The 25,382-nt window shown below is 51.9% G+C and carries 11 protein-coding genes; 5 read left to right on the top strand and 6 right to left on the bottom strand.

Annotated features, from left to right (window positions below; genetic code table 11):
* The first annotated feature begins 191 nt into the window (after positions 1 to 191).
* Positions 192 to 1,250: an FUSC family protein gene (locus VN23_RS08875; protein WP_052746683.1), complete on the top strand. Its 1,059-nt coding sequence runs from the start codon at positions 192 to 194 to the stop codon at positions 1,248 to 1,250.
* A 5-nt stretch (positions 1,251 to 1,255) separates the two neighbouring features.
* Here the strand turns inward: VN23_RS08875 and VN23_RS08870 are convergent, their stop codons facing one another.
* The 3 genes from VN23_RS08870 to VN23_RS08860 all read right to left on the bottom strand — a co-directional run bounded on the left by VN23_RS08870 (position 1,256) and on the right by VN23_RS08860 (position 12,910).
* On the bottom strand, positions 1,256 to 1,768 hold the full coding sequence (locus VN23_RS08870) for an arsenate reductase ArsC (RefSeq protein WP_046352751.1): 513 nt from the start codon (positions 1,766 to 1,768) through the stop codon (positions 1,256 to 1,258).
* Positions 1,769 to 2,047: 279 nt separating this feature from the next.
* Complete coding sequence (locus VN23_RS21805; RefSeq protein ID WP_062654864.1) at positions 2,048 to 11,989, bottom strand: retention module-containing protein; 9,942 nt, start codon at positions 11,987 to 11,989, stop codon at positions 2,048 to 2,050.
* Between the two features lie 441 nt (positions 11,990 to 12,430).
* Positions 12,431 to 12,910, bottom strand: coding sequence for a YhcH/YjgK/YiaL family protein (locus VN23_RS08860; RefSeq protein WP_046352754.1), 480 nt, complete (start codon positions 12,908 to 12,910; stop codon positions 12,431 to 12,433).
* A gap of 230 nt (positions 12,911 to 13,140) precedes the next feature.
* Between VN23_RS08860 and VN23_RS08855 the strand changes: the two genes are divergently transcribed.
* From VN23_RS08855 to VN23_RS08840, 4 genes are all read left to right on the top strand, one after another.
* Positions 13,141 to 13,989 (top strand): PA4780 family RIO1-like protein kinase, encoded by an 849-nt coding sequence (locus VN23_RS08855; protein ID WP_046352755.1) that lies wholly within the window; start codon positions 13,141 to 13,143, stop codon positions 13,987 to 13,989.
* Positions 13,990 to 14,124: 135 nt separating this feature from the next.
* Complete coding sequence (locus VN23_RS08850) at positions 14,125 to 15,129, top strand: hypothetical protein (protein ID WP_046352756.1); 1,005 nt, start codon at positions 14,125 to 14,127, stop codon at positions 15,127 to 15,129.
* A 240-nt stretch (positions 15,130 to 15,369) separates the two neighbouring features.
* A complete protein-coding gene (recJ, locus tag VN23_RS08845) occupies positions 15,370 to 17,058 on the top strand; it encodes a single-stranded-DNA-specific exonuclease RecJ (RefSeq protein WP_046352757.1) in 1,689 nt (562 codons plus the stop codon).
* 334 nt (positions 17,059 to 17,392) lie between these two features.
* Entirely contained in the window at positions 17,393 to 19,462 is a 2,070-nt protein-coding gene (locus tag VN23_RS08840; protein WP_052746684.1) for a lamin tail domain-containing protein, read from the top strand.
* On the opposite strand, the gene VN23_RS08835 is transcribed toward VN23_RS08840, so the two are convergent.
* The 3 genes from VN23_RS08835 to VN23_RS08825 are packed head-to-tail and all read right to left on the bottom strand — an operon-like array spanning position 19,428 to position 25,321.
* A complete protein-coding gene (locus VN23_RS08835) occupies positions 19,428 to 20,168 on the bottom strand; it encodes a class I SAM-dependent methyltransferase (protein WP_046352758.1) in 741 nt (246 codons plus the stop codon). The two genes, VN23_RS08840 and VN23_RS08835, sit on opposite strands and share 35 nt — an antisense overlap.
* A gap of 3 nt (positions 20,169 to 20,171) precedes the next feature.
* The gene (locus VN23_RS08830; RefSeq protein WP_046352759.1) at positions 20,172 to 21,497 is read right to left on the bottom strand and encodes a DUF3999 domain-containing protein; all 1,326 of its coding nucleotides are present in this window, start codon (positions 21,495 to 21,497) and stop codon (positions 20,172 to 20,174) included.
* Positions 21,494 to 25,321, bottom strand: coding sequence for a DUF2339 domain-containing protein (locus tag VN23_RS08825; RefSeq protein WP_052746685.1), 3,828 nt, complete (start codon positions 25,319 to 25,321; stop codon positions 21,494 to 21,496). The genes VN23_RS08830 and VN23_RS08825 overlap by 4 nt, the downstream gene beginning before the upstream one ends.
* Positions 25,322 to 25,382 lie beyond the last annotated feature (61 nt).

The raw sequence follows: 25,382 nt of genomic DNA, 5'->3' as shown, positions 1-25,382 counted from the left end.
TTCTGCCACTCGCGTTTTTTATACTCGCTATCGTTTGCAGGGGTGTTGTTTATTGGTGGGGCTGCTTAATATCAGGAATGCCCGATCATTTGAAAAGCTTCGTTTGTGAATGGTGTAATTTATGCCGTGCACCAGAGCGATAAATCACGCCATCTTCTCTACTCATAGCCTGCTTTGTTATAGTAAGGCTTATGAAACTAGCTCGATTCCTGACTGCGCCGTGGCGCGCGGTAAAAAATCCTTTATTTCTTTACCAGCATCATCGCCAGATTCATGCTTTGCGGGTGACTTTGGCTTTTATTTTTGGGCTGGTGATTAATTTGAGTTTCCCTATTCAGCACGGCAGCTGGATGCTGGTGACGATTGTGGTGATGCTGGGCAATGTGCCGCATTTGGGGGCGGTGGCGCAAAAGACGAGGCAGAGGACGGTGGGGACCACGGTGGGCGCGCTGGCGGGTTTGTTGGCTTTGGCTCTCTATAGCGTTTCGCCCTTGCTTGCTTTCAGCTGGATGTCTTTGGTGATTTTATTAAGCGCCTACCATGCTATTGATAAGGCGGGTTATACCGCGCTGACTGTGGGGATTACGCTGGTAATTGTGGCGGGGGTAGGGGATGGCACGGTGGATGAGTCGCTTTGGCGCACGGCCAATGTGGCTTTGGGCTCCTTGATTGCGATGATGGCGGCGTCTTTATTCCCGCAGCGGGCGCTGGATCATTGGCGCTTTTTATTGTCGGATAATTTGCGTGAATCGGCACTGATTTATAGCCATATTGCGCGGCGTGTACCGCTGGATATGGGAGTGGCGCTCGGGCGCTTTAATGCACGGCTGGTAACGATGCGGGGATTGATTTCGGCAGCAGCGAGCGAGTGCGAGCAAAGTGGAGTGAGTTTTGAATCGATTCAGCGTTGCCAGCGCACCCTGTATAGCTTATTTGATCGAATGGATGATATTGCTGATACAACGGCAGTATTGGCAGATGGCGGACAGCAGCGGCAGGCGATCGTGAAGGCTTTGTTTCGCGCTGCGCACGGTATTCGTTTTTTACATCCGGATTTACTGCTGAATGTGCTGCCTGCGCCTTTGCTTAAAGCTCAAACGCCGGGAGCGTGCGATTGGCTGAGTGCCGAGCTTAGCCAAACCACCACCCGTTTGTGTGATGAGCTCTTGCTGTTAATGCCTGCTATTTTGGCTACACAGCGCACTTTGCTGGCTTTGTCTCAAGAGGCGGCCATGCGTGGGCGGGATTGATCTGTTTATTGGTAGACTGAAATTTTGCCGATTTCCTGTACCGTGCTATTTAGCGTTAAATGCTCTAGTTTTTCTGAGGGCAGGCTAACGAGTAAATCAATCCGGCGTTTGATTTGGGCAAATATTTTGCAAAATGAGGCGTGTTTTTCAGCTTCGGTTTCACCATGCGGGTCTTCATAGCCCCAATGTGCGCTGATGGGGTGGCCTGGCCAGCTAGGGCATATTTCTCCATGGGCTTTATCACAGACGGTAATCACGATATCCATCTGTGGGGCGAGGTGACCTTCAAATTCTCTCCATGATTTAGAGTGTAAATCGCGGGTGTCATAGCCCAGTGACTGAAGTAGCTCAATGGCGTATGGGCTGACTTGCCCGCTGGGATGTGTACCTGCGCTATAGGCATTAAAACGCCCATGCCCCAGTACATTGAGCAGGCCTTCCGACATGATGCTGCGTGCTGAATTGGCGGTGCAAAGAAATAACACATTAAAAACGCGGTTAAATGCTGGTTGGGTCATTGCGATCTCGTGTTTAGCAGACTTCGGGGTCGGTTTAATGGCGTTATATCGGGTGTTGAGTCAGCTTGTGCAGCTTGATATTGGCATTGCATTTCAGGTGTTTGCAGATCAGGGGAGAGATCTTAACCTGCTTAAATGAAATAAAAGCTTCATATTTCTTACATTTGTTATTTAGTTTTGTCAGCGATTGTGTGATTGATTTTTTGTGCGGATTTTATTGTTAATGACCATAAAAAAAACGGCTCCATCAGGAGCCGTTTGCTATGCACTGTTTAAAGCTTAATCAACAATTAGCTTATTGTTTTGCAATAGATTTTTCAGAATGTCGGCATCAGTCGCACCAGTCAGATCAACCCCTTGCAGAATAATGGTTTGATCTTCTTTTGCTGCGTTATAGCCGCCGTTAAATTCACCTGCGGTACTGACGTGAATTACGGTGCTGCTGCCTGATTTTTCAACATGCAGGTAGTTCAGCAAGTTGCCAATATCGTTGCTGCCATGGGTTTCGCCAATCAGCAGATCACGCATATCCAGCTTATCGTTGTTGCCTGCTGTGGTGTTCTGATTGAAATCCATCACCACATCCGTGGCTGTTTTTACCACGTTTACATTGGCACCAATGCCGAACTCATTGCCAGAGCCTGCTGCTGTAGCGCCTCGTGTAACCGCTTGATCGCCCGGCATCCAGAGGAAAGTATCATCTCCTGCGTCACCCTTAAGCACATCATTACCCGAACCGCCGCGCAGTACATCATTGCCCAAGCCGCCGCGTAAGGCGTCGTTATCGTTACCCCCATCCAGATAGTCGTTGCCGGTATGGCCATAGAGCAGATCCACGCCCGCCTGACCAAAGATGGCGTCGTTGCCGCTGCCGCCGTTGACCACATCGGCCTTAGGATTGCTTACGCCAACTGCTGCGCTAAATAGCTGGGTGCTTGAGTCAACTAAAGAGCCCAGATCCAGTGTCATTAGTTTGTGGCCGAGGATATCTGCAAACTTGTAGCCGGCAGAATCGCTATCACCTGCATAAATGACATCATCGCCACGGCCCGATTCAACGTAATCGTTGCCGCCGCCTGCATCAATCACTTGATTTACAGATTGGGTGTACTGGAAGCGCTGGCCAGGGTTTGGATTCGGTGCGCCCGCTACGGCTCCACCACCCAATTGCAGATCAATCACTGTGCCTTCTGTTTTTTCGTTAGTCCACAGGCTATTGGACTCCCCGTACATATCGCCAATCTGATCATTAAAGCTCGATCCCATAATTACCACCGGATCGGTATTGCCCTGAATATTGATCGTGAGCGTGGCGGTTGATGTGCCCCCTTTGCCATCGGATACGGTGTAGCTGAATTTCTCGCTTAAAGTATCTCTATCGTTGAGCGCATTCACGCGCGGGTTGCTATTGTCCAGCGTGTAGCTATAGCTGCCATCTGCATTGATGGTGAGCAGGCCAAACTGACCACTAATCGCTTTGCCAACATTTGTGGCATTGTTGTTGATGGCCTGAACAACAAGCTTGTCTCCATCAACGTCGACATCGTTGCTGAGCACATTGCCGGTAATAGGATTCGGTGTGCTGTCTTCGCGGATGGTTGCGCTATCGTCGCTGGTGGTTGGCACGTCATTGGTATTGGCGACCTGAATCGATACATAGGCGTTATTTGTTGCCGTTTGCCCTGTACTGTTTTCTATGCTAACCGCTTGCAGGCCTACTTTGTACTCACCAAAGAAGTTAAGTGGTGGTTTGATTTGCAGATTGTTTAAATCCCAGCCTGTCAGGTTTAATGCGCCGCCATCACTGACAACGTTAAAGGTACGTACGCCATCATAGACGGTGCTGCCTGCTTTAAGCTCGGTGAGCGAAAGGCTTTGTAAGCTTTCAGAGCCATCGGTATCACTTAGCTTGGCCGCTAAGCCAAAGAGCTTGATAAAGCTGTCTTCTTGCCCGCTGATACCTTGCGGGTAGTAACCGCCATCGCCGGTTGCAACCAGATTGCTGTGCAATCCACCCTTGCTTTCAAGCTGAGCCAAGCTGCTGTAGATCGAGAAATTAGTGGCGTTAAAGTCGATGGCCGCTGCGCCATTTACACTGACATTCAGATCCATTGCGCCCACGTTAGACGCGTTGTAAACGATAAACTCAACGGTGTAGTAACCTGATTTGCCCGCAACAAAAGGGGTGGCTGTGAAATTGCCATAACCATCGTAAGGGCGGTTCATCAGCTCTTTGCCGCCGATTTTAAGCAGAGACGTGTCATCTACATAGCCGCTGAAGGTGTAGGTTTTGCCTTCTTCCATATAGACCAAGCCACTGACCCGGTAGGCAGAATCCGTTGCGATACCTGTTGGTGCAGATGCACCTGCAGGAACATAAACATCCGCTGTGGACACGATTGTCGTGCTGGTTGGCACTTTGCCTTCCAGCTCTGCTTCGATGTGTGTGGGTGTTCTGGCTGTTGTGGTGTTCAGATTGTCGTTAGCATCAGGCGCATAGTATTGCTGCGTCAGCCCGTCACCTTTTGGTGGCGTAACGGTCGATGTAGAACCATTCACCAAGCTGATCCCGCCAATCGAAATAACTGGTATATCGGCAACAGGCTTGATATCGACAACCATGCTGACTTTGGCGCTATTAAGGCCGCCATCACTGACCTGGTAATCAAATTTGGCATAGTCAGATTTCTGATCGCCCACACCCGCAGTGCTAAAGCTATTGCTACCCGATTCATTGGCATCAGGCACAAAGGTGAGCTTGCCAGCATCAATGTCGGCTTTGCTGATGGTGAATTGGCTAGGGTTGGTAATGGTTACCCCGTTGTATTGCAGCACACCATCCGCAGGCAGAGAGCTTAACTTGATAGACAGGCTGTTTGCCACAGAATCCGCGTTAAAGTCATTCCATGTAAAGGCGTAAGCCGTATCTTCTGAGCCAGAAACCGAGCCGCCTGTGCTGCTTGGCGTATCGTTTGTCCCTTTAACCGTGATTACGACATTAGACGTTGTGCCATCAGCCGACATCACCACAAAGGTTTCAGTCTTGGTTTCACCTTCGTTTAGTGCTTGAACGTTGGCGGCCGTATTGTTCAGAACATAAGCCCATTTACCATCCGCACCAATGCTGAACTTGCCGTAAACGCCAGTGGTGTCTGTTTGCGCCTGGAAGCTGGCTTGACCTGCATCCTTATCACTTACCAATAAAATGCCTTTAGTGGTCAGAAGCGTATCTTCCTTAACCAGTCCCTCGTCGTCACCTTGCTTGCTTGGGGTGATGATCGCTGCATCGTTTGTACCCACAACGGTCACAACAACACTTGAAGTCGTGCCATCGGCAGATTTAACGGCGAAGGTCTCAGTCTTAGTTTCGCCTTCGGCCAGAGCTTGAACATTGGCTGCGGCGTTGTTCAGCGCATAAGTCCACTTGCCATCTGTGCCGATACTGAATTTACCGTAAGTGCCTGCTGCATCAGTTTGGGCTTGGAAGTTGGATTGACCTGCATCCTTGTCATTCACCAGTAAAATACCGCTGGTAGTCAGCTTGGTATCTTCTTTGACGGAACCAGCATCGTCACCCGGCTTGCTTGGGGTAATGATGGCAACATCGTTCGTACCAACAACGGTCACAACAACGCTTGAGGTTGTGCCGTCAGCGGATTTAACGGTGAAGGTTTCAGTCTTGGTTTCGCCTTCGGCCAGAGCTTGAACATTGGCTGCGGCGTTGTTCAGTGCATAAGTCCACTTGCCGTCTGTGCCAATGCTGAACTTACCGTAAGTACCTGCCGCATCAGTTTGCGCTTGGAAGCTGGATTGACCTGCATCCTTATCATTCACCAACAAAGTGCCGCCAGTGGTAAGAACGCTGTCTTCCTTAACTTGGCCAGCATTATCACCCGGCTTGCTTGGGGTGATGATGGCCTTGTCGTCCAAGCCTTGCACATCGATGGTGATGGTGGTTTTTGTGCCATCGCTCAGCGTGACATTGAATGATTCGGTTTTGAATTCACCGGTTTTTAGAGCCTGAACATTGTCAGCGCTATTATTGAGCGTGTAAGTCCACTTACCATCGCTGCCCAGAGTCAACTTACCGTAAGTACCAGCGGCATCAGTTTGCGGCACAAAGGTTGCGCCGCCGGTGGCAGTCAGCGTACCGCTGCTACTTTGAACGGTATCTTCCTGCACTGCACCGTGGCCGACAGTGGCGGATTCGTTGGTACCGTTGACGGTTACGGTAACCGTGCTTGTTGTGCCATCTGCCGATTTAACGGTGAAGGTTTCAGTTTTTACATCACCGTCTTTCAGGGCTTGAACGATAGGATCGTTATTGTTCAGCGTGTAAGTCCACTTGCCATCGGTACCGATGCTGAATTTGCCGTAAGTACCGCTTGTGTCAGTTTGCGCCTGGAAGCTGGATTGACCTGCATCCTTATCGCTTACTAATAAAGTGCCTGTAGCGGTTAGAAGCGTATCTTCCTTAACGAGGCCCTCATCGTCACCCTGTTTGCTTGGGGTGATGATCGCTGCATCGTTCGTACCAACGATGGTCACAACAACACTTGAAGTCGTGCCGTCGGCAGACTTGACCACGAAGGTTTCAGTCTTGGTTTCGCCTTCAGCCAGAGCTTGAACGTTGGCTGCGGCGTTGTTCAGCGCATAAGTCCACTTGCCATCTGTGCCGATACTGAACTTACCATAAGTGCCTGCTGCATCAGTTTGGGCCTGGAAGCTGGATTGACCTGCATCCTTATCATTCACCAACAAAGTGCCGCCAGTGGTAAGAACGCTGTCTTCCTTAACTTGACCAGCATCATCACCCGGCTTGCTTGGGGTGATGATTGCAGCATCGTTCGTACCGACAACCGTTACAACAACACTTGAAGTCGTGCCGTCGGCAGATTTAACGGCAAAGGTTTCAGTCTTGGTTTCGCCTTCAGCCAGAGCTTGAACATTGGCTGCGGCGTTGTTCAGTGCATAAGTCCACTTGCCGTCTGTGCCAATGCTGAACTTACCGTAAGTACCGCTTGTGTCAGTTTGCGCCTGGAAGCTGGCTTGCCCGGCATCCTTATCGCTTACTAATAAAGTGCCTGTAGCGGTCAGCTTTGTATCTTCCTTAACCAGTCCCTCGTCGTCACCTTGCTTGCTAGGGGTGATCACGGCAGCATCGTTCGTACCGACAACCGTCACAACAATGTTTGAAGTCGTACCATCGGCAGACTTGACCACGAAGGTCTCAGTCTTGGTTTCGCCTTCGGCCAGAGCCTGAACATTGGCAGCTGCGTTGTTCAGCGCATAAGTCCACTTGCCATCTGTGCCAATGCTGAACTTACCGTAAGTACCTGCCGCATCAGTTTGGGCCTGGAAGCTGGATTGACCTGCGTCCTTATCATTCACTAACAAAGTGCCGCCAGTGGTAAGAACGCTGTCTTCCTTAACTTGGCCAGCATCATCACCCGGCTTGCTTGGGGTGATGATGGCCTTGTCGTCCAAGCCTTGCACATCGATGGTGATGGTGGTTTTTGTGCCATCGCTCAGCGTGACATTGAATGATTCGGTTTTGAATTCACTGGTTTTTAGAGCCTGAACATTGTCAGCGCTATTATTGAGCGTGTAAGTCCACTTACCATCGCTGCCCAGAGTCAACTTACCGTAAGTACCAGCGGCATCAGTTTGCGGTACAAAGGTCGCGCCTCCGGTGGCAGTCAGTGTGCCAGTGCTGCTTTGAACGGTATCTTCCTGCACTGCGCCGTGGCCGACAGTGGCGGATTCGTTGGTGCCGTTGATGGTCACAGTAACCGTGCTTGTTGTGCCATCTGCCGATTTAACGGTGAAGGTTTCCGTTTTTACATCACCGTCTTTCAGAGCTTGAACGATAGGATCGTTATTGTTCAGCGTGTAAGTCCACTTGCCATCGGTACCGATGCTGAACTTACCGTAAGTGCCGCTTGTGTCAGTTTGCGCCTGGAAGCTGGATTGACCTGCATCCTTATCATTCACCAACAAAGTGCCTGTAGCGGTCAGCTTTGTATCTTCCTTAACCAGTCCCTCATCGTCACCTTGCTTGCTTGGGGTAATAACCGCTGCATCGTTCGTACCGACAACGGTCACAATAACGCTTGAGGTGGAGCCATCAGCAGATTTAACGGTGAAGGTTTCAGTTTTGGTTTCGCCTTCGGCCAGAGCTTGAACGTTGGCTGCGGCGTTGTTCAGCGCATAAGTCCACTTGCCGTCTGTGCCGATACTGAACTTGCCGTAAGTGCCGTTCGTATCTGTTTGCGCCTGGAAGCTGGATTGACCTGCATCCTTGTCGTTGACCAGCAAGACTCCGCTGGTAGTCAGCGTTGTATCTTCTTTAACGGAGCCTGCATCGTCACCCGGCTTGCTTGGGGTGATGACGGCCTTGTCGTCCAGACCTTGCACATCGATGGTGATGGTGGTTTGAGTACCATCGCTCAGCGTGACATTGAATGATTCGGTTTTGAATTCACCGGTTTTTAGAGCCTGAACATTGTCAGCGCTATTATTGAGCGTGTAAGTCCACTTACCATCGCTGCCCAGAGTCAACTTACCGTAAGTACCAGCGGCATCAGTTTGCGGTACAAAGGTCGCGCCGCCGGTGGCAGTTAGCGTGCCGCTGCTGTTTTGAACGGTATCTTCCTGCACTGCGCCGTGGCCGACAGTGGCGGATTCGTTGGTGCCGTTAACGGTTACGGTAACCGTGCTTGTTGTGCCATCTGCCGATTTAACGGTGAAGGTTTCAGTTTTTACATCACCGTCTTTCAGGGCTTGAACGATAGGATCGTTATTGTTCAGCGTGTAAGTCCACTTGCCATCGGTACCAATGCTGAACTTACCGTAAGCGCCGCTTGTGTCAGTTTGTGCCTGGAAGCTGGATTGACCTGCATCCTTATCATTCACTAACAAAGTGCCGCCAGTGGTAAGAACGCTGTCTTCCTTAACTTGGCCTGCATCATTACCCGGCTTGCTAGGGGTGATCACGGCGGCATCGTTCGTACCAACGATGGTCACAACAACACTTGAAGTCGTGCCATCGGCAGATTTAACGGTGAAGGTCTCAGTCTTAGTTTCGCCTTCGGCCAGAGCTTGAACATTGGCTGCGGCGTTGTTCAGCGCATAAGTCCACTTGCCATCGGTACCAATGCTGAATTTGCCGTAAGTGCCTGTTGCATCAGTTTGGGCTTGGAAGCTGGATTGACCCGCGTCTTTGTCGTTGACGAGCAAGACTCCGCTGGTAGTCAGCTTGGTATCTTCTTTGACGGAACCAGCATCGTCACCCGGCTTGCTTGGGGTAATGACCGCTGCATCATCCGTACCAACAACGGTCACAACAACGCTTGAGGTTGTGCCATCAGCAGATTTAACGGTGAAGGTTTCAGTCTTGGTTTCGCCTTCGGCCAGAGCTTGAACATTGGCTGCGGCGTTGTTCAGTGCATAAGTCCACTTGCCATCTGTGCCGATGCTGAACTTACCGTAAGTGCCACTTGTGTCAGTTTGCGCCTGGAAGCTGGATTGACCTGCATCCTTATCATTCACTAGCAAGGTTCCGCTGGTAGTCAGCGTTGTATCTTCCTTGACGGAGCCTGCATCATCGCCCGGCTTGCTTGGGGTGATGACGGCCTTGTCGTCCAGACCTTGCACATCGATGGTGATGGTGGTTTGAGTACCATCGCTCAGCGTGACATTGAATGATTCGGTTTTGAATTCACCCGTTTTTAGAGCCTGAACATTGTCAGCGCTATTATTGAGCGTGTAAGTCCACTTACCATCGCTGCCCAGAGTCAACTTACCGTAAGTACCAGTGGCATCAGTTTGCGGTACAAAGGTCGCGCCGCCGGTGGCAGTCAGTGTGCCAGTGCTGCTTTGTACGGTATCTTCCTGCACTGCGCCGTGGCCGACAGTGGCGGATTCGTTGGTACCGTTGACGGTTACGGTAACCGTGCTTGTTGTGCCATCTGCCGATTTAACGGTGAAGGTTTCAGTTTTTACATCACCGTCTTTCAGGGCTTGAACGATAGGATCGTTATTGTTCAGCGTGTAAGTCCACTTGCCATCGGTACCGATGCTGAATTTGCCGTAAGTACCGCTTGTGTCAGTTTGCGCCTGGAAGCTGGATTGACCTGCATCCTTATCGCTTACTAATAAAGTGCCTGTAGCGGTTAGAAGCGTATCTTCCTTAACGAGGCCCTCATCGTCACCCTGTTTGCTTGGGGTGATGATCGCTGCATCGTTCGTACCAACGATGGTCACAACAACACTTGAAGTCGTGCCGTCGGCAGACTTGACCACGAAGGTTTCAGTCTTGGTTTCGCCTTCAGCCAGAGCTTGAACGTTGGCTGCGGCGTTGTTCAGCGCATAAGTCCACTTGCCATCTGTGCCGATACTGAACTTACCATAAGTGCCTGCTGCATCAGTTTGGGCCTGGAAGCTGGATTGACCTGCATCCTTATCATTCACCAACAAAGTGCCGCCAGTGGTAAGAACGCTGTCTTCCTTAACTTGACCAGCATCATCACCCGGCTTGCTTGGGGTGATTTCAGCGGCATCATCTTTACCATTAATAGTGATGACTACGTTGTGCTTGGTGCCATCGAGTGATTCAACAAGATATGTCTTATTAAGGCTGTCTTTGTCGCTCAGGCTCTGAACTGCATTTGCTGCGTTATCTAGCGTAAACGACCATGTGCCATCTTTTGCGATGCTGAAAGTGCCGTATTCGTTGGTAACCGTTTGTGGTTTTATTTCTGACTGGCCGGCATCTTTGTCCGAGACGGTCAGTTTGCCGTTAGCAATAAGTACGCCGTCTTCCTGCACTGTGCCTTGGTCGTTACCACTGATATTTGCAGGGTCGTCAGCAGGGGTGATGCCCACATCTACGGTGATAATGGCGGTGCCGCCTTTGCCATCGCTTACCGTTACGGTAAAGCTGTCTTTGCCGTTGTAATCAGGCGCAGGGGTGTATTCATAGCTGCCGTCTGGCTTAACGGTCACGGTGCCGTGTGTAGGCTGATCTTTGGCAACAAAGGTGAGCGGGTCGCCGTCTTTATCTGTTGCAACAAGCTTGCCAGTAATCGGGGTGTCTTCAGGCGTTGTAATGGTTTGATTTGCGCCAACGGGGGCGTCATTGACCGGGTCAACGGTTACATCAACGGTGATAATGGCGGTGCCGCCTTTGCCATCGCTTACCGTTACGGTAAAGCTGTCTTTGCCGTTGTAATCCGGGGCAGGAGTGTAAACGTAGCTGCCGTCTGGGTTTACGGTCACTGTGCCATGTGTTGGCTGATCTTTAGGCGTAAAGGTCAGCGGGTCTCCGTCGGGGTCTGTGGCGGTGACTTTTCCTGCAATGGGGGTATCTTCTTTGGTCGTGATTTGCACGGGAACCGTTAGAGGGTTGCCGTTGCTGTCTACCGGATTAGGCAGATCATTAACCGGGTTAACCGTTACCGCAACAGTGGCGGTGCTGCTGCTACCGTTGGTGTTGATAATGGTGTAGGTGATTTGATCTGTGCCGTTAAAATTGGCGTTAGGCTTGTAGGTGAGTGTGCCATCCGGGTTAATGACAATGCTGCCGTTCGTGGCCGTAGCAGTGCTGACGGTTAGGCCGCTCCCTACATCATTACCTAGTACATTAATGCGGCTTTCGCCGTCTTCATCAAGGGTGACTGCATCATTGATTGCCTGAATACTTTCCTGAGCAGGCGTTTCTTGTGCCGCACCTTGGTTTAGCGGCAGATCGGTTGTGGTTTGCTGGCCCGCAGCAAAGTTGAATGCCAGTGGATTAACGCCTTCGGCAATACGCAGTAATTGTACAAAGGAGTGTCCTTCACCCGCGGCTGCGCCACTGAGGCCGGCTGCGGTGGCTTCCAGTTCTGTAGAAAGATCCCGTCCATCTGCAAGTGCGCTTGCAATGTTTGCGGCAGAGGCTTCCAGTGCTTTGATTGCGGCGCTGGTAGTATCTACCGGCGATACGCCGAGTAGCTCTGCGTCTATTTGTACTGTGCGGGCCGGGCCAATATCGACGAGCTCACCATTGGGGAGCTGCAGTTGAACGTGGCCGTCTGCTGTGGTGACTAAAATCTGCTGCTCATCAAGTTTCTGGCCCTCTTTGAGCGGAATAATGTTCCCACTGGCGTCGCGTAAATAAGCTTTGCCATCGATTTGAACGATTGTAGCGTGCGGCTTGGTGGTATTGATCTGTTCGGCCATGAGGTATTAACCAGAAATTGATAAGATATTTTCAGGGTATCTAGGTTTAGTAAATTCTTATACTGTACTGAAGTACAGTAAGTTTTTTGTTTTTGGATTGTTCGTGATGTTTTATGCAAGCGCTATGCCGTGATTGAGGCATATCCTTGTTTTTTAGTGCCTGATTTGAGTTGTTTATATGGCGGCCTAAGGGCGTAGTTGCTGGGTTTCTTGTGCAAAATGTTGATAAGCTAAGTAAGCTTTCCGGTCAATTTTGCCGCGCTTTGCTAAGTTGCGCGCTTTCACTGGCATAAGTGTTAGTGGTTTTAGTCCAGTGATGCGTCTCACAGTACTCAGGCGGTTTGCGCGGCAAAACTGTTGTTTTTGATGCTTACGCACAAAACGCCTTTATGCCCTTTTAATTACGTATTTTTGAGCAGACATGCCAGCCCTCAAAACGGCCTAAGTCGCTGTTAATGAGTTGAGTTGATTTTTAGCAATCTTAATGACCACTTTTTTGATCCGCATCGGCTCATTCACTGCACGGCATGGCTTATGCAGCTCGCCGGGGTAAAAAATAGCGAACATGCCCGGTTTTAAATACAGTCTAGATTCGTCGCTGATCGGAGCAACAAAGGCGATATCTCTTTCCGCCAGCTGATCATGTGTTTTGGTGAGCGTGTCATTGGCAATCGCGTAGCCAATCAATTCTTCGCCTTCTAATAAATACTGAATATCAATATAGCGGGCGTGAAACTCTGGCTTGCCGCTTTCCCATGTCTGGGTGATGGGCGTTTGCACTAGGGCAAACATCTGTTCGCCATCAATGGGGTAACGACCGATTTCCATTTTAGAGAAATCGGTGCTGCGCAGATAATCCAGCGCGGTTTCTATGGCGGCGGGCAGTGGCAGGTTGTGGTGATGCAAATGGCCTAAATACATAGTGAATCTCTGAACGGGTGATTGTTTACAGTATATCTGTTTGGGTAGGCTCAATTGGCGTTCTGCTGCTTGGGGGTGAAGAGTGAAAGCTTTTTTGTTTTGCATGCTTGGTGTCAGAAATGTGTTGGATATCTGCCGCAAAGGAAAACCTTTTTAGCTCCGATCTTTGCGCTAAAAGCGAATTTATGGCATAAGGCACACTGCTGTTTGCTTATACCGGACTTTGGAAAATGAAAACCCCGAAAAGATTAGAACCGCTTGTTCAGAATGGACTTGTTGATGAAGTACTCCGCCAGCTGATGAGTGGCAAAGAAGCCGTGGTTTACGTAGTGCGCTGTGGCGACGACGTTCGCTGCGCCAAGGTTTACAAAGAAGCGAATCAGCGTAGCTTTAAACAAAACGCGGCCTACCAAGAAGGGCGTAAGGTTAGAGGCTCGCGTGATGCCCGTGCTATGGAAAAAGGCAGCCGTTATGGCCGCAAAATGGCTGAAGAAGTCTGGCAAACCGCCGAAGTAGACGCTTTACACCGTTTAGCCGCGGCAGGCGTGCGCGTTCCTACCCCATACAACTGCTTTGAAGGCGTGCTCTTGATGGAGCTGGTTACCGACGCCGCAGGCCACGCTGCTCCACGTTTAAATGATGTTGTGCTGAGCCATACAGTGGCTTTGGCTTATCACGCCATGCTAATCAAGCAAGTGGTATTAATGCTTTGCGCCGGCGTGATTCATGGCGACTTATCCGAATACAATATTCTGGTCGATGCAGATGGCCCTGTGATTATCGACTTGCCACAGGCTGTGGATGCGGCAGGCAACAACAGCGCGTTTAGTATGCTGGAGCGCGATGTGGGTAATTTGGCAACTTACTTTGGTCAGTTTGCCCCAGAGTTACTGAATACCGATTACGCCTTCGAGATTTGGAGCCATTACGAGAAAGGTGAGTTGCATCCCGACGTTGTGCTGACTGGCCGTGCCCGCCGCAGCGAGAAAAAAGCGGATGTACGTGGCCTGATGCGTGAAATCGATAGCGTGAAAGAAGAAGAGCTCAATCGCCGCCGCTTTCAGCTGGAAGAAGACTGATTAGCTAGCTTGCGTTACTTCATATAAACAAAGGTAGGGTGGGTACACGTCTTATCGTGCCCACCCTACCTTACTTAGCAATTGAACTAACACCTCGTTTTTACGCCTAAGCAAACCCACCTGTAAAACTCCCCTATGTCACTTCATCTTGTTATTTCTTATGCCGACTGGCCCGATTTGGATCAGTGTCGCTTTATTACTACCGGCTTAGATTTGCCCGCAACGGCGCTGCTGTGCGGCCGTGGCGAGCGCCTGCCTGCGCACAGGCAAACGGTAGAGTCATGGCTGGCAGGGCTGTTTGGCATGGAGAGTTTACCTGCGGCAGCTTTAACACTGGGTTTGGATCAGCCCGCGGCCCAAGGGGGCTTTTGGCTAAGGGCCGATCCGGTACATCTTAAAATTGAGCGAGATGGTCTGCTGTTGTTTGATGCGCATCATTTTCAAATGAGCCAAGCCGAGGCAGATGCGCTGGTGGCAGGTTTGAATAGCGTATTTAGTGAAGACGGCATGCTGTTTGTGGCTGCCACGCCAACGCGCTGGTATGTACGCTTACCTGCAGATCCACAGCTCATGTGGACATCACTCGATGCCGCCATTGGCCGAGATATCAACACGCTCTTGCCTAAGGGCACGGACGCGCTACAGTGGCATCGTCTGCTCAATGAAATTCAGATGTATCTCTACACCCATGCCGTGAATGATAAGCGTAGCGACGCACAAACCATCAATAGTCTATGGCTGTGGGGCGGCTCCCATTATCCCGTTGCCGATACCCCCGTTGTGCTCGAGCTGCCTGTTTATGCAGATGATTTACTGCTGCGTGGTCTGATGCATATCGGTGGCTCAGAGGTGCAGCCCCTTCCTGCCAACGCTGCCGCACTGCCAAGCGGTGACGCCTTGGTGATGCTTGATCATCTACGACTAGGGGCCTGCTACGGCAATGCTCACGATTGGCGTGAGGGCTGGCTGGCATTAGAAAAAGACTGGTTTGCACCGCTCTTGGCTGATTTAAAATCTGGTAAGCGTAAATCGCTAGCGATCACCTTCCCGGAGCTGGGCCTCGCCCTGCAAACAGACCGATCCTTACGCTGGAAGATCTGGCAAAAGCCGAAGTTACCTTGGGCGTTTGCCTCGGGCTAAAAAGGTCTGTAGACACAGAGCCCATGAAGAACACAGAGCACACAGAGAGAATCGTAAAGGTTTTTCATCACTTTTTACGCCTTAGTCTGGCTCTCAAAAATGATAAAGTCGTCGTTTAGTTTTAGGCGTACCGTGGTCTAGCCTTAGTTTTTTCTCCGTGTTCTGCCTTTAAACGCTGTGTTTTTTGTGTCCACAGAAGTTAGTTTTAGAAGTTTTTATATCCGTCACTTCGAGTCAGCCATGACCACCATTTCCCCCCGTATTGTCCCTTCCGCCGCCGAATCTCTGCTTTGTGAGCAAGGCTTGTCCCCGCTAGAAGCCCGTTTGTATGCGGCTCGCGGTATTGCCAGCCGCTCCGAGCTGGAGCACGAGTTGGTGCATTTGCTGCCTTTTCATGGCTTAAAAAATATTATTGAAGCGGGCAAGCGCCTTGCGGATGCGATAGCTGCGAAAGAGCACATTCTGATCGTGGCTGATTATGATGCCGATGGCGCAACGGCTTGTGCGGTGGGGATGCGTGGTTTGGCGATGCTGGGCGCGGTGGTCGATTTTGTGGTGCCCAATCGCTTTGAATATGGCTATGGCCTTACGCCAGAAATCGTCGAGCTGGCGGCGCAAAAATCGCCGGATTTAATCTTAACGGTGGATAACGGCATAGCCAGCGTGGCCGGTGTGGCTGCAGCCCAGGCGCGGGGCATTGATGTGCTGATTACCGATCACCACTTACCAGGTGATGAATTGCCCGCCACGCTGATTGTGAACCCGAATCAGCCGGGTTGTACTTTTGCCAGTAAAAATCTGGCAGGTGTAGGCGTGATGTTTTATGTGCTGATGGCGCTGCGAGCCGAGCTGCGCGAGCGGCAGGTTTTTGCAGGCATCAAAGAGCCAAATCTAGCGACGCTGCTGGATTTGGTTGCCTTGGGCACGGTGGCTGATGTGGTGAGGCTGGATGGCAATAATCGCATTCTGGTGGAGCAGGGCCTGAAACGCATGCGGGCAGGGCGGGCCAGTGCTGGTGTCTTGGCCTTGTTTACTGCAGCGGGGCGTTTGCCTTACAAAGCATCTTGTTTTGATCTGGGCTTTACGTTGGGGCCAAGGCTGAATGCGGCAGGGCGTCTGGACGATATGAGCCTAGGAATCGCTTGTCTCTTGGCCGATTCAGAAGCCGCAGCCACGCCGCTGGCTAAAGAGCTGGATGGCATGAACCGCGAACGGCGCGAGATTGAAGTGGGCATGCGCGCCGAGGCGGAAGCCATTTTGGCAGGCATCGATGTAGAAGACGCTTACAGTATCAGCCTTTATCAAGGCGATTGGCATCAGGGCGTGGTGGGGATTATTGCCTCCAGAATGAAAGATCGCTTTCACCGCCCAACCATCGTGTTTGCCGATGGCAATGACGATGAAATCAAAGGCTCGGGCCGCTCCATCCCGGGCCTGCATCTGCGTGATGCGCTGGATTTGGTATCCAAGCGCCACCCCGATTTAATCCTGAAATTTGGTGGCCACGCCATGGCTGCGGGTTTAAGCCTGCGCCAGGCTGACTTTGCACGTTTTAAAGCCGCGTTTGAGTTGGTATGCCATGAGCTGATGAATGCCGACACGCTAGAGCGAAAAATTGAAACCGATGGCGAGCTGTCCACCGAGCTTTTTGCGCTGGACGTGGCTGAAACGTTAGACAAACAAGTCTGGGGGCAGGGCTTCCCTGCGCCGGTGTTCCAGGGCGAATTCAGCGTGGTTGAGCAGCGGCTGGTGGGTGAGCGGCACTTAAAGCTCAAACTCGCCAATCCGCATGGCCTAGTGCTGGACGCCATGCGCTTTGGCCATGCCGACCCGCTGCCGCCCAAAATCATTGCGGTGTACCGCATAGGCGTAAACGAGTTCCGCGGCAACCGCGTGGTGCAGCTGCAAATTGAACATGTGAGCGAGTAGAGGTTTGGTGTTGAGTGCTCCCTGAGAGCTTATGCCCCACACCAAAACCCAAATCTTGAAACACCGAGAACACGGAGTTTCACGGAGAAAACCTTGTATATACGTTTTTCTCCGTGGCCCTCCGTGTTCTCCCTTTTCTCCGTGGTTTAAGATTTGGGTTTTATGTTAGGGAGGTATTTCTGCTTACTGGTTGTAAGGTGGCAAGTCTTTATACCCATATCCCCATTCTGATCCGCCAATGATTCCCTGCCGAGCAATCGTCTGTTTGCTATGGTAATGAGGGGGCGTAGGTTTGCGCCGGGATGCGTTTAGGTCGGAACAAGGGGCTGGCTGAATGAAACCAACTGCGCCGTATTATCTATTGTTGGCATCGATCAGCTTAACAGCCTGCGGCGGGGGCGGGGGAGGCGGCTCGGGGGATAGCGTTGCGCCGACACCTGCTACCTCGATCGTGACGACGACGCCTTTACCGACGGCAACGCCAACTACCCCACCTACGGCAACGCCTACCGCCGCGCCTCAGCCCAGTGCCGTCCCTACTTTTTTACCAAGCTCCAGCCCTAGCCCTACGCTTACTCCTACTTTAGCGCCTAGCCCTGCTCCCAGCCCTCAGCCTAGCCCTGTTCCTACACCAACACCTGTTACTGCCGCCAATGCAGGTTTATTAATCAGCGAAGTTTCCACCAATGATTCAACTAACGCGGGTGCGTGGGTAGAAATTCATAACCCAGGGAGCAGCGCGGTGTCGCTCAGTGGGGTTAGCTTGCGCACGCGTTCCGGCTTACGCTCTTCCCCTTTTACCCTATCTGTCTCGCCCGTTAGCTTTAGCCTGCCTGCAATCACGCTGGCAGCGGGCGGCTATTTTGTGGTGATTGCAAAAATAGACGATAGCGTAAGCGATAACAGCCAAGCGGCTTATATCAAAAACGGCGAGGCTGTGCCTTTTTGGGATGCCAATGGCGCTGTGGAGCTGACTTTTGCGGGGGCTACTTTGGATTTTGTTCGCTTTGGCAATAGCAGCCATGTGCCTTTAACAAGTGCGGCATGGGCAGGGGCAAATGTGGCTGCCTTGCCTGCTACATCGCAAGATTATGGTAAGTCTTTAGCGCGGCCTTTTCCGCTACAGGCCAATAGCAAGAGCACCGTAGATTGGGTACAGATTCCCTTTGCTACGCCCGGCGGGCCTAACGATGTGCCCGCCACAGCGGTGGATAGTGATAATGATGGGATTCCTGATAGCGCAGAAGTAGAGAGTGGCACGTTTGCGGGTTTAGATTTATTCGCGATGGGGGCCAGAACGAGCCAGCGCGATATCTTTGTGCAAGTCGATCATATGGCTTCCAGCGATGCCGGTATTACTCCGCGTAAAGAGGCGCTGCAAAAAGTGGTGGACGTTTTCACAGCCAGAGGCTTTAGCATTCATTTTGATACCGGCAGCCTTTACGCCGCTACGTTTAATCCGGCCTTATTTCATTTAGGCGGTGGTTTGGCAGGAGGGGCCAATACCGTGACTTATGCGAAATGTATTAGCTTAGATAGTAAAACAGGCTGCGCCTCTTTATATAGCTATAAATCGGCGAGTTTGGATATTCGGCGCAAAACGATATTTCATTATCTATTAATGGCAAACTCGCAAGAGCTGGATGGCTCGGCAGGCTCTTCAGGCTTGGCTGAAATCAATGGCAATGATTTACTGGTGACATTAGGTAATTGGGGCTTATCAAGCGGCTCGGGAAGTAATACAAACTTATTACTGAATTATCAGGCCAGCACCATCATGCATGAATTAGGCCATAATTTTGGTTTAGAGCATGGGGGTAATCAAGCGAATAACTACAAGCCTAATTACTATAGCGTGATGAATTATCTCTACCAATTGCCGGGCCTTGGTACAGATCCCAAGGCGGCGGGTGCGGTGCAACGTTATTACCTTAACAACAATGCGCTGGGCTTTAGCTGGGGCGGTATCTGCAGCTTAGATGCCAGCCCTTGCAGCACAGATTATCGTATGGATTTCTCGGATGGCAGCAGTGTAAATTTAAATGAAAATGCCTTAATTGAATCTGCCTTGATAGGCAGAGGGAATAATGCCGGGTTTTATGCCGATTGGAATACAAATGGCAGTCAGAATACAGTGGCTTATTCGCGGGATATTAATCAGGATTCAAGCCTCTCTGTATTAAGTGATTATAATGATTGGGCTAATCTTAATTTGCCGTTTGCCCGGCAAGGCACTGGCAATAGCGGTGCAAGTTTCTTATTCAGACGGCTTGTATCATTACCGCATGTGCTGAGCCAGGATAGGCAAGCTACAGCACCCGAGCTGCCTCCATCCACAGCGCTGATCCGATTGATCCGCAGCCTTAAAGCTACTCAGGGCAGTTCGCCCCTATCAGTAAGGTAATGGGCCAGCTGATGGTGTGCTCGGTTTGCCAGTGCTCTGCCAGCGCGTTCTTGAGTGCCTCAACGGGGTTGAAGCCTTTTTCTTCAATAAAGCGAGCGGTGGCTGACCAGCTTTGCACATAGGCAATTAATTGCTCAAGCTGCCATTTTTCCTTGAGTTCAAAGCTTGGGCAGGCCAGTCGGGTAAAGGGGAAGGGGAGATCGGTGTAGCCATTTTCAACGTGTTTTCTTTCTGGCGGCCAATATGCGCCAACGCCGCTTTGGTAAAACGTTTGGAATAAATGATTAATTTGCGGATGGTCTATGACGGGTGTGCCGTAGCACCAGGCAGCAATCAGCCCCTCCTTTTTTAAAACTCGCTTAGCTTCTAAATAAAAAGCATCTAAATCAAACCAGTGCAGTGCTTGGGCGATGCAAATAAGATCCACGCTATTGGGGGGCAACTGGCTGTCTGCTGCAGTAGTGCAAAGAGTGAGAATCTTTGGATTACCAGGGAGTAAATCAAGCTGCGCCTGGCTGATGTCGGTGGCTAATACCGAATCAAAGTGCAAGGCAAGCGCGGTTGAGGCCTGACCACTTCCCGCACCGCAATCCCATGCCCGTTGTCGCTCGGGGCATTGGCTGGCTAGCCACTCAAAAAGGGCTGCGGGGTAATGCGGCCTGCTTGCGAAATAGTGTGTTGCAACCTTAGAAAAGTGATCCGACATGGTTTAGCCCTGTGCTGGTCGTATGAGTTTCCAGGCCATTCCCCCTAATACTCCCACCGCCAAAACCAGCGCCGCCCATAGTCCATAGCTGCGGGCGGATGAGGGCTCGCTGGCGATGGCCGGTGCGAGGGGAGTGGTTTTATTCTGCAAAGCGCCCGCTACAGCCGATGCCACCGCGTTGCCGATGATTAAATCCGCCGAGTTGATCGCCGCACTATTCACCCGCATATTGCCAAAAGACAGCGTAAATGGCGCTTGCCCGCGGGCGACGAAGGCGATTTGCTGGGGTGTCCAGCCTGCTTTCAATTGAGGTAGGCCCTGGCCTAGCCCGCCGCTATTTTGATTGACGCTTAAGCGCCAGTAGCGATGGTTATTGGGGGAGATGGATAGCGCGGGGCTGTGGGCCTCAGCTGTTTTTCCTTGTAGACGATAAAGCACGCCGCTTTGCGCGTTCTGCCATGGCTCGGCAGGGGTGGCACGGCTTGCTAGTGATGCTTGCACTACCGTGTTGAGCTGTGGCAAGGCTATCTCCAGCCTGTCGATCGGTGCATGCACGCCAAGATCAAACAGATACTCGTCTTGGCTGAGCTGGGCCGTGACGGGTGCTAGCCATGCTCTTTTTGCCGGAGCAGATTGCTCAATTGATGATTGCAAGCGCACTTCTTTAAGCGTGAGCGGGGTGTCGCTGCTGATGCGCAGATATTTGGCGCGGATGCCGCCCAATTCCACTTTCGGCTGGCTGAGCGTTTGCCCTTGGTAATCGAGCTGGATGATTTCTGTGCTGCCTAGCGCTTGCCATTGTTGCAAATCGTCGCTGGCCGCCAGCCTGATCTGGCCCTGATAGTTGGCTTCTTGCCAGCCCAGAATCAGCGACTCAAGTTGCCCTTTGATTTGTGAGGCGTCAACAATATAGCTGCTCTCTTGCTGCTTGCTGAACGTATGACTCTGCGCGCTCAACTGCCCGTCGCTGCGGATCTGAATAGAAATATCACGCTGTTCAATGCTGGCCTTGCTGTCATAAGGAAAAAAACGCAGGGAGGTCTGGCTAAGCTGATTTTGCTGCGGGGCTGCTCTTGTTTCCAGTGCATAGGGCACCAGTTCACCTGCGGCGTTAAAGACCCGCAGATCGCCCAAATCGGCCCGCTGGCTAAATTGGTACACCGTGATAGGCACATCCAGCCGGTAGAAGGGCGACGACTCGCTGAGTAGCAATATTTGCTGATGGCTAAAAACAGCCGGTGTCAGCGGCGATGGCAGCGGTACTGGCGTGGGGTTTTTTGCCCAAGCCAAGGGGCTGATACATAAGATCAGTATGCAGATTAATCTCATGGCTCTTCCTTCTTGGGTGGCAGCGGCGATAAATAGCCAATGATAAGCAGTAAGACGCCTACGCCAATAAAGCTGATGATGCGCTCGATCCCGCTGATTCTGGATAGATCGAGCATAAACAGCTTAGCAACCACGACAACCAATAGCGCTGCGCCGCTAAACCAGAGTGATCTGTCGGTTTTGCGCGTGGCAAACAGCATTAAGCCAAAGGCCAGCACGGTCCAGAATATCGACAGCGAAGCTTGCACTAGCGTTGATTGCAAGAGCGGCCCGAGCAGATAGGGCACATCGCCCCAATGATGCAAGGTGCGCAGCAAAACGCCGTTCAGCCAGACAAATAGCGTGGCACCGGTGCCGATTTTAAGCCATTGCATCGGCAGGCCACCGCGCAGCTTGTCCACGCGGTAGAGCCATAGGCCGAGTAGGGCAAAGATGCCGATCTGGATTAAATCGAGCGGATTGATCAGCGGCCAGCGGCTGCCAGCCTCGCTGAGGTTGGCGTAGAAAGTCCATAGCCACATCACCAACATCACGGGCGCGCAGGCAATGGCCAGCAGGCGCAACATGCTGTCCCGTTTGGCAAATTGGAGCGCGGCCAATGAAAACAGCCCCCAAGCCAGCATGAGTATTTGTTGCAAGTTGCTGGAATGCAGCGCTTCTAATAAAGAGAACGGGAAGGCCAGCAGGTGATGCAGGCTGCGCAGCAAGGCACCGTTAAACCAGATAAATAAGGTAGCAAGGGTGGCATACGCCAGCCAGTTGGGTAGCTCGGCATCGGCGGATGTCGATTTGAAATCACGCCAGGCCAGATACAGCGCGCCAAGAACCGCCAGTTGCGCCAGCTCTAGTAAATTAAGCAGCGGCAGATAGCGAACATTGAGCAAGCTGCCATCGCTAAAGTTGGCAGCCAATAGCCATGCCCAAAGCACCAGCAATATGCCGCGCAATGCGTGGCGTGCGGCTATCGAGCCGTAGGATTCTTCTTTGGCAAAGCGTTTTAGCATGAGTATGGCGATTGTGGATACGCCGCTCCAGAACAGCGCAAATATCGCTTGTATTCTGAGTGAATCAATCAAGGTCATCAGGCTGTAAACCTCACCACCCCAATGGTGAAACACCCTGAGCAGTATGGCGTTAAGCCAGAGAAAGCCAATGGCGAGCAGGATGGGGGCGGTCAGCTTGGATAAATCAAGCAACTGTAAGTTGATTAAGCGACGCTTCCAAGCTAAGAGCGCCACCACGCCTAAGCCAAGGGCAATATCGAGCGGGTTAAGCAGCGGTAAATACGGCAGCGGATCAGGATTGCCATTGCTGCCCAGCGCAAACAGCGCCCACAGCAGCAAACCTGCCGCCAGCGGTGCCGCGCCCGCAATAAAATAGGTTTGTGGATAGCGGGCAATCGGCCAGCGTATTTTGTTGCCGTAGCTGGCTAGCAGCCAGAGCACGGCGGCGCAAATGATCGGCCATGCGGTGGTACGCCATACGCCTTCTGGTACGGCTTGGCTAATCAACCATGCTAATTCGGCGGCAACTAAAATGCTTGTCAGCCAAATGCCGACGGTGTGCAGGATGGGCAACGCTTGTTGATCTTCGTCTTTATGCCGCCACAATAAATAAAGCGCTAGCGGCAGGGTAAGCGGCCATGCAAGCAAGCCCCAGCCCGCCAGTGGATGAAGATGCGTTGCTAATACCTGCATGCTGATCAGCGCCAACACAGGAAACAGCGCCAGAGCAGGTAGGCGCAGCAGTGGCCATTGCCATTTTTTGCAAGCAAGGCTGGCGAGCAGCGCACTGAAAGCTGCAAACAGGGCGATGGCTGAGGATTGCTCTGTGTGGAGAATAAATTGCCAGATTTCATTCAGGCCTGCGCCCGTCCACCACAGCAACCCCCAGGCAGCGAGAAGGGGTGAAATAATTTTTCCAGGCTTAAACCACGCCAGAGCCGCTTCTTTTTGCATTAAATAGGCGCTGAAAAAGCCTGACAGGGCTAGCATCAGGCCGCCGATATAGCCGCTGTTCAGAATGGCTAGGGCATCATCAGGTAGGGGGCCAGCATGATTAAAGAAGGCAATGCCTGCAATCACTTGCAAAGCTAAAGCGCAGCAGAGCGAGCGTAAACGTTGCTGGCGCAGGCTCACCCAGATAATCGCTGCGGCTTCAACCGCCCAACTGGCGGAGGTGGTGCGGGCATCAAAGGCCAGTGGGATGGCCAGCGTGGCAAACAGCACGCCCAGCGCAAGCAGCGCTTCAAACAGTAAACGCAGCTCGTCGCGTTTTTTTGCCCTTAAAAACTGGGCAATTAAAAGATAGAAAGCAGAGAGCACGACGGCACTACCGGCCAGTGCAAATTCAATGCCGTGGACCAGCGCGGCTTGCAGGCCAAACGCGGCCAGCGGCGTGCCAAAGATCAGCGTGCCGTCTACATAGCTTTTGAGTGCAACTTGCTGGCGTAGGGCGTAGAGCAGGGCAATGCCCACATAAAACAGGAAAAATAAGATTAAAAACGGCTCGGTGCTGGCGAGTAGCTCAGGCTTATATTTAAGCGCGCCCCAGCTTGTGGCAATCCCAAAGGTAAACACAAAGCCCAGTAAATTAAGCGGCCGCCATGTTTTATACCAAGCCATCGCAAAAATACCGGCATTAAGCAGGGCAAAATAGCTAAACAGGGCGATATGGCTGCCGTGGCCGGTGGATGTCAGAATCGGCGCTAAAAAACCACCGGTAATGCCCATCACCGCCAGCGATCTGGCGTCTTGTTTGATGGCTAAAATGGCCGAAAATACGCCGACCAAGACCAAAAATACCAGCGCAAATCCGGCAGGAATCACGGCAAATTTCAGCGCGGTAAAGGCGGTGAGATACAACACGCCCACGCCGCCGCCTTGCATAATCAAGGCATATTCGCGGCGCTTGTCACGCAATCGCCAGCCAATCACCAAGAGTGCAATGGCACCAATGGCCGTGCCTGCAAAGCGAAACTCCACTGGCAGCATGCTGTTGTCGGCGGCAAATTTAAGTAAAAACGCCACGCCAAAAAAGAGAATCAGTATCCCGACCCGCACCACGGTATTGCCACCCAGTAGCCAGTCTTTGCCCATTTTAAAGGCTTTGGATAATTGCTCGCTAAGCCAGTCTGGCTCTGCTGGCAGCAGGGGGAGTGGGGGTGCAGGGCGGCTTGGTACTGCTTGCTGGCTGCGGGGGGTGACTGCAGCGGCTAGGTCAACAGCATTGGTCTCCGAGGAAGGGAGCGTTGATTCATCGCTTGTTTCAGCTGCGATGGCTGGGCTACTTATTGCGGCTTGCTGGCTGAGCGCCGCGACCCTATCAATCGCGCTGGTCTCAGAAGGCGTGATCGCTGAGGAGTCGTTTGTTTCAGTGGTAATCGATTGAGCGCTGGTCGCTGGGATGTTTTCGGCTTGAAGATCGGCCAGATAAGGCGTAGCAGGTATGCTGATTTCTACGGTGCTGTGTTCAACTTCGTGTAATGCGGCCGGCGTGATGCTTGGGCTTACCGCTTCAAAAGCCGGGCTGCTGGCGGCGATGCTGTCCTTGCCTTGCTCTTTGAGCTGCTGCACTTCGGCTTGCAAGGCGGCGAGCGATTGCTCTAGCTGCGCGACTCTTTGCTCCAAGGGCGGTGTGAGGTGGGATGCTTGTAAATCTCTACCATTCATTGCCGCATTAGAATTTTGTTCGGATGGGGCTGATTTTTTGCTGAGATAGAGATAGCCAATAAATGCGATCAGGCCAGCGCCCAATGCCCCGCCTACGCCAAATTGTAGCCCTCCCCAAATCATTGCGATCAAAATAATGATACTTGCTTTCATATTGGCCTTTGAGGGGGCGATGAGTACAGAGAACGCGTGGGCATAAACGTGCCCACCCTAA

Origin of the sequence: Janthinobacterium sp. B9-8, assembly GCF_000969645.2 — a bacterium.
In the GTDB taxonomy this organism is placed as follows: domain Bacteria; phylum Pseudomonadota; class Gammaproteobacteria; order Burkholderiales; family Chitinibacteraceae; genus Iodobacter.
The sequence above is the reverse complement of the archived record's forward strand: the minus strand, read 5'-3'. Positions and strand labels throughout refer to the sequence as shown.

What these genes read in the sequence shown, in the direction of transcription:
- VN23_RS08875 (WP_052746683.1), top strand. Translation starts at nt 192, where the DNA reads ATGAAACTAGCTCGATTCCTGACTGCGCCGTGGCGCGCGGTAAAAAAT.
- VN23_RS08870 (WP_046352751.1), bottom strand. Translation starts at nt 1,768, where the DNA reads ATGACCCAACCAGCATTTAACCGCGTTTTTAATGTGTTATTTCTTTGC.
- VN23_RS21805 (WP_062654864.1), bottom strand. Translation starts at nt 11,989, where the DNA reads ATGGCCGAACAGATCAATACCACCAAGCCGCACGCTACAATCGTTCAA.
- VN23_RS08860 (WP_046352754.1), bottom strand. Translation starts at nt 12,910, where the DNA reads ATGTATTTAGGCCATTTGCATCACCACAACCTGCCACTGCCCGCCGCC.
- VN23_RS08855 (WP_046352755.1), top strand. Translation starts at nt 13,141, where the DNA reads ATGAAAACCCCGAAAAGATTAGAACCGCTTGTTCAGAATGGACTTGTT.
- VN23_RS08850 (WP_046352756.1), top strand. Translation starts at nt 14,125, where the DNA reads ATGTCACTTCATCTTGTTATTTCTTATGCCGACTGGCCCGATTTGGAT.
- recJ (WP_046352757.1), top strand. Translation starts at nt 15,370, where the DNA reads ATGACCACCATTTCCCCCCGTATTGTCCCTTCCGCCGCCGAATCTCTG.
- VN23_RS08840 (WP_052746684.1), top strand. Translation starts at nt 17,393, where the DNA reads ATGAAACCAACTGCGCCGTATTATCTATTGTTGGCATCGATCAGCTTA.
- VN23_RS08835 (WP_046352758.1), bottom strand. Translation starts at nt 20,168, where the DNA reads ATGTCGGATCACTTTTCTAAGGTTGCAACACACTATTTCGCAAGCAGG.
- VN23_RS08830 (WP_046352759.1), bottom strand. Translation starts at nt 21,497, where the DNA reads ATGAGATTAATCTGCATACTGATCTTATGTATCAGCCCCTTGGCTTGG.
- VN23_RS08825 (WP_052746685.1), bottom strand. Translation starts at nt 25,321, where the DNA reads ATGAAAGCAAGTATCATTATTTTGATCGCAATGATTTGGGGAGGGCTA.